This window comes from Streptomyces sp. NPDC055078, from assembly GCF_053607985.1.
This window is the reverse complement of sequence record NZ_JBSGUP010000354.1, coordinates 1-8,445: the sequence shown is the minus strand read 5'-3', so window position 1 is coordinate 8,445 and position 8,445 is coordinate 1. Positions and strand designations below refer to the sequence as shown.

Annotated in this window: 5 protein-coding genes; 1 reads left to right on the top strand and 4 read right to left on the bottom strand. The window is 71.4% G+C overall.

The window, feature by feature from the left end; all coding sequences use genetic code 11:
- Positions 1-172: 172 nt before the first annotated feature.
- The 4 genes from ACWF94_RS25660 to ACWF94_RS25645 all read right to left on the bottom strand — a co-directional run bounded on the left by ACWF94_RS25660 (position 173) and on the right by ACWF94_RS25645 (position 6,850).
- Positions 173-2,143, bottom strand: coding sequence for an ATP-dependent DNA helicase (locus ACWF94_RS25660; protein WP_453492965.1), 1,971 nt, complete (start codon positions 2,141-2,143; stop codon positions 173-175).
- Positions 2,144-2,321: 178 nt separating this feature from the next.
- On the bottom strand, positions 2,322-3,170 hold the full coding sequence (locus tag ACWF94_RS25655) for a GNAT family N-acetyltransferase (RefSeq protein WP_453492962.1): 849 nt from the start codon (positions 3,168-3,170) through the stop codon (positions 2,322-2,324).
- A gap of 154 nt (positions 3,171-3,324) precedes the next feature.
- The gene (locus ACWF94_RS25650) at positions 3,325-5,451 is read right to left on the bottom strand and encodes an IucA/IucC family protein (protein WP_453492959.1); all 2,127 of its coding nucleotides are present in this window, start codon (positions 5,449-5,451) and stop codon (positions 3,325-3,327) included.
- A 25-nt stretch (positions 5,452-5,476) separates the two neighbouring features.
- Positions 5,477-6,850, bottom strand: coding sequence for a diaminobutyrate--2-oxoglutarate transaminase family protein (locus ACWF94_RS25645; RefSeq protein ID WP_453492956.1), 1,374 nt, complete (start codon positions 6,848-6,850; stop codon positions 5,477-5,479).
- A gap of 417 nt (positions 6,851-7,267) precedes the next feature.
- Between ACWF94_RS25645 and ACWF94_RS25640 the strand changes: the two genes are divergently transcribed.
- A complete protein-coding gene (locus ACWF94_RS25640; RefSeq protein ID WP_453492953.1) occupies positions 7,268-8,443 on the top strand; it encodes a trypsin-like serine peptidase in 1,176 nt (391 codons plus the stop codon).
- The last annotated feature ends 2 nt before the right edge of the window (positions 8,444-8,445 follow it).

The following is an 8,445-nucleotide window of genomic DNA, read 5'->3' as shown; positions in this document are numbered from 1 at the left end:
CCCCTGACCGGGCCCCGGGACCCACTGCGCCGGGCCCGGGGCCCTGCCGCGTACGGTCGGCCCCGGGACCTGTCGCATGCCGTCCACCACCGGGACCTGCCGCATGCCATCCGCCCACGGGACCTCCAGCGTGCCGTCCACCACCGGGGGATCGCCGACCGGCCCCGTGCGGCTACTTGTCCGCCGTCTTCGCGGCGGCGTCGATCGCCGCGAGCGACCGCCGGACCTGATTACGGTCCGTCGTGTACCAGAAGTCGGGCAGTGACGCCCGCAGATAGCTGCCGTACCGGGCATTGGCCAGCCTCGGGTCCAGCACCGCCACGACGCCCCGGTCGCCCGTGGCCCGGACGAGCCGGCCCGCGCCCTGGGCCATCAGCAGTGCGGCATGGGTCGCGGCGACGGCCATGAAGCCGTTTCCGCCGGACTCCTCGACCGCCTTCTGCCGAGCGCTCATCAGCGGATCGTCGGGCCGGGGGAACGGAATCCGGTCCATCACCACCAGCTGGCAGCTGGGCCCGGGCACATCCACGCCCTGCCACAGGGAGAGCGTGCCGAACAGACAGGTCTCGGCGTCCGCCGCGAACCCCTTGATCAGCTCACCGAGTGTCTCCTCGCCCTGTAGCAGGATCGGCTTGTCGAGCTTGCCGCGCAGCTCCTCCGCAGCCGCCCGGGCAGCCCGCATGGAGGAGAAGAGCCCGAGCGTACGTCCCCCGGCCGCCTCCACCAGCTCGGCCAGCTCCTCCATCATGTCGCCGCGCGAGCCCTCCCGGCCCGGGGTGTTCAGATGGCGGGCGACATACAGGATTCCCTGCTTCTGATAGTCGAAGGGGGAGCCGACGTCGAGCCCCTTCCACTGCGGCACGTCGTCCCCCTCGGTCCCCTCCGGAGACAGTCCCAGCGTCGAGGCCACCACATTGAAGTCTCCGCCGAGACTGAGCGTGGCCGACGTGAGAACCACCGAGCGCTCGGTGAAGATCTTCTCTCTCAACAGCCCCGAGACATTCATCGGAGCGACCCGCAGCGAGGCCCCGAACCGGTCGTGGCGCTCGTACCAGACGACGTCGTACTCGGACGCCTGGATGATGCGCTCCGCCACGTCGTGCACATTCTCGACGGAGGCCAGAGCCTGCTTCCGTACAGCGTCCTCGTCCTGGACGGACTTGTCGCGGGTCGACCCGAGGGCGGAGATGACATTGCGGGCAGCGTCGCGCAGCGCCAGCAGGGCGTAACTGAGGTCCTCGGGGATCTCTTCCAGGCGCCCGGGGAGAGCCAGCTCCATCACCCGCTCGAAGGTCTCGGCGGCGGTCTGCAGTGCATCCGCGGCCTTCTCGTTGGCCAGCTTCGCGGACCGGCGTACGGCGCGGTTGACCTGGCCCGGGGAGAGTTCCCCGGTGGCGGCGCCGGTGACGCGGGAGACCAGCTCATGGGCCTCGTCGATGACCAGGATCTCGTGCGGCGGAAGCACCGGGGCGCCCTCGATGGCGTCGATGGCCAGCAGCGCGTGGTTGGTGACCACGACATCGGAGAGCTTGGCCCGCTCCCTGGCCAGCTCGGCGAAGCACTCCGCCCCGTACGCGCATTTGCTCGCTCCCAGGCACTCCCGGGACGACACGGAGACCTGGGCCCAGGCGCGGTCGGAGACCCCGGGCGTCAGCGCGTCACGGTCTCCGGTCTCCGTCTCGTCGGCCCAGTCCCGCATCCGCAGCAGATCCTGGCCGAGCTTGCTGGTGGGCGTGGCAGACTCGAACGGATCGAAGAGCCCGTCCTCCTCTTCCTGCGGCACCCCCTCGTGCAGCCGGTGCAGACAGAGGTAGTTGGACCGCCCCTTGAGCATCGCGAACTCCGGACGGCGGCGCAGCAGCGGGTGCAGCGCCTCGACCGTACGCGGCAGATCGCGCTCCACCAGCTGGCGCTGGAGCGCCAGCGTCGCCGTGGCGATGACCACGCGCTCGCCGTGCGCCACCGCGGGCACCAGATAGCCGAGGGACTTACCGGTGCCGGTGCCGGCCTGGACGAGGAGATGCGACCCGTCGTCCACGGCTTCGGCGACGGCCTCGGCCATGGCGACCTGACCTTGTCTTTCCACACCACCGACGGCGGTGACGGCGGCATGGAGGAGTTCGGGGAGGGATGGCTTCGTCATAGGCCGACCAGCCTACGGCTCGCCACTGACATTCCGGTCCGATCCCGCCAGTTTCCGCTCATGAGAGCGGACCGGGGGCCGAACCGTGCACGGCGGCACACGGGTGTCCGGGCCGGTCCGGCCGGTCGGCGAGTCCGGCCGGTCGGCGAGGTCCGGCCGGTCGGCGAGGTCCGGCCGGTCAGAGCTGGTCCCGGTGCGCGCGGTCGCGGACGAGGACGGCGGCTCGTTTGCCGGGGAGGTCGACCTCGGCGAAGAAGCGGAAGCCTCCGCTGAGGAAGGCGGAGACGGAGGGAGTGTTACGCAGATCCGGTTCGGCGACGACGCGTGAGCAGCGGGGGCGCTGGTCGAGCACCAGATCGGCGACTGCTCTGAGCAGAGTGGAGCCGAGGCCGCGGGCACGGTGGGTGACCCCACCGATCAGGAGGTGGATGCCCGTGTCATGAGGACGGGCGGGGTAGTGGCGGGCCAAGGGGTCGAGATCGGCCCGGTAGATCTCGAAGTAGCTCATGGGGATGCCGTCGAGCACCCCGAGACACGGGGTGCTGCGGCCGTCGCCGTCGAGTTGGGCGGTCAGATGGGCGGCGGTGACGGATTCGGGACCGGCGAGCTGCCAGAAGGCGGCCACCGCCGGGTCGTTCATCCAGCGGCTGATCAGAGCGAGGTCCCGCTCGATGCGTACCGGGACCAGGACGAAGCTGCCGCCCGGCGTGGGGACGGGTCCCCAGTCGGCGACTCCGTCCAGCAGATCACCGGCAGCGGGGGCGTCCCGGTGCGCGGGGCTGTCCAGATGCGCGTGGCCGTCCCGGTACGTGTGGCCGTCCCGGTGCGCGGGCCGGGTGACCGGGCCGCGCACGGGAAAGGGCGCCGGGAAGAGCGCAGGGCAGTCGTCCGGGAGCCGCAGCTCAAGCGTGTCCTCGGCATCCCCGGGGAGGGCGATCTCGGCATCCTTGCCGACCGCCGTGCCACCCTCTATGGGCCGGGGTCCGGGCCCGTTTCCGGCGCCGGGACCCGCGTCGGTGGGAGACATGGCGACGCTCTCCTCTCGCTGTTCGGTCGGGGTGCGGCTCGACCGATGGCGGGCCACGGGCGGGCCACGGTCGTCCCAGGCGTACGGCATCGGAGTGCCGGGCGGTCCCGGGCGTACGGCATCGGAGTGCCGGGCGGTCCCGGGTGACCGGTCTTCAGGAGTGGAGGGGATTGGTCATCGTGACGTAGACGGACTGGGTGTCGACCGGGCCCACGAGTTCGTCCAGGCCCCGCAGCCGGGTGAGGAGATTCGCCTTGCAGCGCAGGGTGCGGGCCTCCAGGAGCTGGGCGGGCAGGGGTGAGCCGAGACCGGTGGCCGATGAGAGGAACTGCCGGAAGGCGGCGATGAGGACGCGCTCGTCGGCGAGGTGCTGCGCCCCGAAGGCTCCGATGAGCCCGAGGACGTTGTTGATGCCGAGGTAGTAGGCGAAGCGCTCGTCGGCGACCTCGTCCGGGACGAAGGTGTCGCTCAGGGAGCCGATGCCGGGCAGGCGGCGTTCGAGGGCGGCGCGGTGGGACTCGCGGAAGTAGTAGCCCTGGTTGTCGCGGTAGCGGCCACCGCCGGGCCAGCCGTCGGGGCCGAGGACGACCAGGGTGTTCTGCTGGTGCGCTTCGAGCGCGACGCCCGCCGTGGCGTCGAGCCAGAGCACGGGGCGTACGACCTGGTCGAGGTAGCGCAGGAACCACTCGGTGGCCACGGCTCCGGTCGGCCGGCCCGTACGGGCGACCAGCCGGGCCACGATGTCGGCGAGGCGTGAGTGCGTCCCCACCCGGCCGGGCCAGGGCCGGGGCGCGGTCAGCGCGGCGATACAGACGGCGTCGTCACCGGGGCCGAAGGGGTTGTGGCGCAGCATGACGTCGAATCCGGGCACGGGTCCCCCGCCCACGCGCGCGACGGCGGAGGTGTCGACGGCGAGCCAGGCGGGGTCGCGCACGATGCCGAAGCCGGGGTGGGCGGCCCGCCACTGCTCGGCGAGGCCGGTGCGCAGCAGCCGGTGGACCTCGACGCCCCGGTGGAGTTCCTTGCGGAGATTCTCCCGACGGGAGTTGGTGATCCGTACGCCGAGGGAGAGCTTGAGCATGGCCGGAGCCCCGGGGCGGTGCACGGTCCGGACCGAGGACGTCGGATACCAGTGCTCGCCATGGGGGCCGAGGTCGTGCAGCAGCCCTCTGTCGAGGAGGGAGGCGACCCCGGGGCGGTGCCTCAGCTCGCGGGCCTGCCAGGGGTGCAGCGGCAGGGCGACCGTGTGATCGGGGAGCGGGAGGTCCCCGCAGAGCCGGGCGGTGAGCTGTTCGGCGGGCACGATACGGCCCTGTTCGGTCCATGCGGAGTCGGTGGCCAGGACGGATCGGTCGACGGCCATCCAGTGCAGGGGGAACGATCCGTACAACTCGGGTGAATAGTGTCGGACTTCCGACGCGGAGAGTCCTTCGCGGCTCTTGGGTGTCGGGTGCAGCGGGTGGCCGAGCAGCAGGGACTGCTCGGCTGCGAGGAAGAGGTCCGCGCCGGGGGCGGGCGCGGGCCGGGCGCGGCGCTCCGCGATGAAGTCGGCCGTACGGCGCACCGAGTCGGCGACCCTGCCGACCAGGTCGGCTCCGTGGCTCAGCCCCGTTTCCCTGGCGAGGAGTGCCGCGACGGTCACCGCGTCGGCGGCGGGCGCTTCGCTTCGCCCGCCTTCCAGGGCGGGCGGGCCGAAGCGATGCCAGCCGCAGGGCGACCAGTAGCGGACGGGTACCAGGAGTGCGGTGCCGCAGGTGTGGAGGGGGATGCGCAGGGCGGTGCCGTCGGGCCGCTGGATGTCGTTCTCGCGTACCCAGCAGCGCAGAAGGTTCTCGACGGCGGCGGCGTCCGCGGCGCGGTGGGGGTCGGGGTGGTCGAGGAGTTCGGCGGGGTCGGCCGCCGTGGGCGGGCCCGGGGCGTACGAGGGCGTGTCGTCATGGCCCCCGGTGTGCTGGCGCGGGACGGCCGGCTGGCGTGGGACCGCCGGCGCTTCGGCGGTGAGCGAGCCGTGCGCGCCGGCCGCCGGCGGGGCCTCCGGAGCATGGGCGGTGGGGCGGCCGGCGGCCTCGGGGTCGGGGGCGGTGGGGACGCCAGGGCCGGTGGAGACGTCGGGGGCGGCGGAGACGTCGGGGGCGGTGAAGACACCGGATTCGGTCAGGACGCCGGAAGTGGCGGGGACGTCAGTGATGGCAGCGTCGGCGAGGTCGGTGGGGACGTCAGGGATGGCAGGGTCAGTAGGGACGCCAGGTGCAGTCGGTGCAGTCGGGGCGGTCGGGTTCACGGAGGGCTTCCTCGTGTTCTGTCCGTCAGTGGGAGGGCCTGCTGCCGGGGTCTCGTCGGGTGGTGCGCTCCGCCGCGGCCAAGGCGTCGGCGAAGCGGTCCAGTACGGCCGCGGCCTGTTCATCGGTGAGGGTGAGAGGAGGGAGGAGCCGTACGACGGCGCCATGACGGCCGCCGAGTTCGACGATGAGGCCACGGCTCAGACACTCGCGCCGGACGGCCGCGGCGAGTTCGGGGAACGGCGGGGGCACCGGAGCATCCGAAGACCCGGCCTCCTGGTCGACCAGTTCGATGCCGATCATCAGGCCACGGCCCCGGACGTCTCCGATACCGGCGTGCGCGGTGGCCAGGCCCTGGAGGCGGCCGAGCATACGGGCGCCCAGGGTGGCGGCACGGTCGGCGAGCCGGTTCTCGCGGACGTAGGCGAGGGTGGCCGCACCGGCCGCCATGGCGAGCTGGTTGCCGCGGAAGGTCCCGGCGTGGGCGCCCGGCTGCCAGGAGTCGAGCGCCGAACGGTAGACGATCACCGCCAGGGGCAGGGAGCCGCCGATCGCCTTGGAGAGGACCATCACATCGGGCACCACCCCGCTGTGCTCCACCGCCCAGAAGGTGCCGGTGCGTCCGACGCCGGTCTGTACCTCGTCGGCGATCAGCGGAATGGAGCGGGCCGCGGTGATCTCCCGCATTCTGCGCAGCCAGGCGTCCGGGGCCGGAATCACTCCGCCCTCCCCCTGCACCGGTTCGAGGATCATCCCGGCCGGGGCGGGAACCCCACTCCTGGGGTCGTCGAGAAGGCTCTCGGTCCACCGCGCGCCCAGTTCGGCACCGCGCTCGCCGCCGACGCCGAACGGACAGCGCTGATTCTGCGGGAACGGCAGCCGGGTCACCCGCACATCGGTGGCGCCGCCGGAGGCTTCGAGGGCTCCGGCCGTCATACCGTGGTACGCCCCGGTGAAGGCGAGCAGTCCGCTGCGGCCGGTCGCCGTGGGCACCAGTTTGAGTGCCGCTTCGACGGCGTCGGTGCCCGCGGGCCCACAGAACTGGATCCGTGCGTCGTCGGCGAACTCCCGGGGCAGAGTGGCGTACAGCTCGGTGGTGAAGGCGTCCTTCACCGGGGTGGCCAGGTCGAGGATGTGCAGCGGTGCCCCGGAGTCGATGACCTTCTTGATGGCTTCAAGGACCACCGGGTGATTGTGGCCGAGCGCGAGCGACCCCGCGCCGGACAGGCAGTCGAGATAGCGCCGTCCGTCGGCACCCTCGATGGTGATCCCCCGTGCGCGGACGGGAACGATGGGCAGTGAGCGCGCATAGGTCCGGGCAGCGGACTCGCGCAGCGACTGCCTGCGCAGAATCCCGTCATGGGCGGCCGTCGGCGCGGGGGCGGGTTCGGTCACGGCCACGGCTGTCGGTCCTCCGGCGATCGCTGTTGCGCTGTTACAGGTGCGTCTCATATCGGTACGGGGACTCCTGCGCCGCCCACCTGGGCTGAAGACTGTTCGGGGCCCCCGGCGCCTTCCCGTACCTACCAACGACGCCGGGTGCCGGGGATCACGGCCGGTCGGAAGATCCTTCCGGCCGCGGAACCGTGGCCCGGCCGCGTGTTGTCCCCGATGGCACCGGCATAGTGGGGGCTGTGCTCCGGGGAGGTGCCGCCTTGTTAGGGTTCGCGGCGGTTCCGGCAGTTCCGGTGCACGGATCCGGCTGTGCGAGGGGGCGTGAGTTCGCGCGTTCGCCGCCGGTTCAGCGGTTCAGCGGTTGTCCAGAAGCACAGAAGCTCAAAGGTTCAGAAGTACCGATGTCCCAGGGGGAATCACACGATGCGACCCATACGCCCGGCGCTGGCCGCGGCCTCCATCGCCGCCGTGCTCGCGCTGGCTGCCACTGCCTGCGGTCCGAGTGAGGACAACGCGGGTGACAAGCCGAGCGCTTCCACCGGCCAGTCCGACGACAGCAAGATCACGATTCCGGACGATGTGAAGGACCGGCTCAAGGAGCACGGGATCGATCTGGACGCGTGGCGGAACGGCGCGTGGAAGAACTGGGACAAGGACAAGTGGCTCCGTGAGGCCAAGGACTACGTCAACCCGATCATCGAGGACCTGTGGGACCCGGATCGGATGCGGGAGGCCGAGAAGCCCCCGGAGCAGCCGATCGACCAGGACATCTCCGGCGACAAGGGTGTCACCGATCCGACACCCGACCCGGTCGACGCACAGGCGGTGAAGGCTCCGTACCGTACGGGCGCTCCCGAGGCGGGGAAGGTCTTCTTCGACGGCCCGGAGGGGTCGATGGTCTGCTCGGCCACCGTCGTCAAGGACCCGGCCAAGCCCGGCAAGTCCAACATGGTGTGGACCGCGGGCCACTGTGTCCACGCGGGCAAGAAGGGCGGATGGTACCGCAATATCGCCTTTGTGCCGTCGTACAACGACACCGCCAAATCCACCGCCGAGCTGGAGAACACCCCGAAGGAAGAGGTCGCTCCGCACGGTGTGTGGTGGGGCGGCTGGGCCCAGACCTCCGACCAGTGGATCAACGAGGGTGCCAAGACCGGTGGCCAGGGCGCTCCGTACGACTTCGCGGTGATCCAGGTCACTCCGGAGAAGGGCGGTACGGGCAAGTCGCTGGAGGAGACGGTCGGTTCCGCGCTGCCGGTGGACTTCAACGCCCCTGCCGTGGCGCAGATCGACAGCATGAAGGCGACCGGTTATCCGGCCGCGCCGCCGTTCGACGGCCAGAAGATGTTCCAGTGCGCCGACAAGCCGGGGCGGCTGTCCGTCAAGGCCGATGAGCCGACGATGCACCGGATCGGCTGCACCATGACCGGCGGGTCGTCCGGCGGCGGCTGGGTGGCCAACGGCAAGGACGGAAAGCCCGCCCTGGTGTCCAACACCTCCATCGGCCCGATCTCGGCCGGCTGGCTCGCGGGTCCGCGGCTGGGTGATGAGGCGAAGGCGCTCTACAACGCCGTCAGTGAGAAGTTCGCGGGTCAGTAACC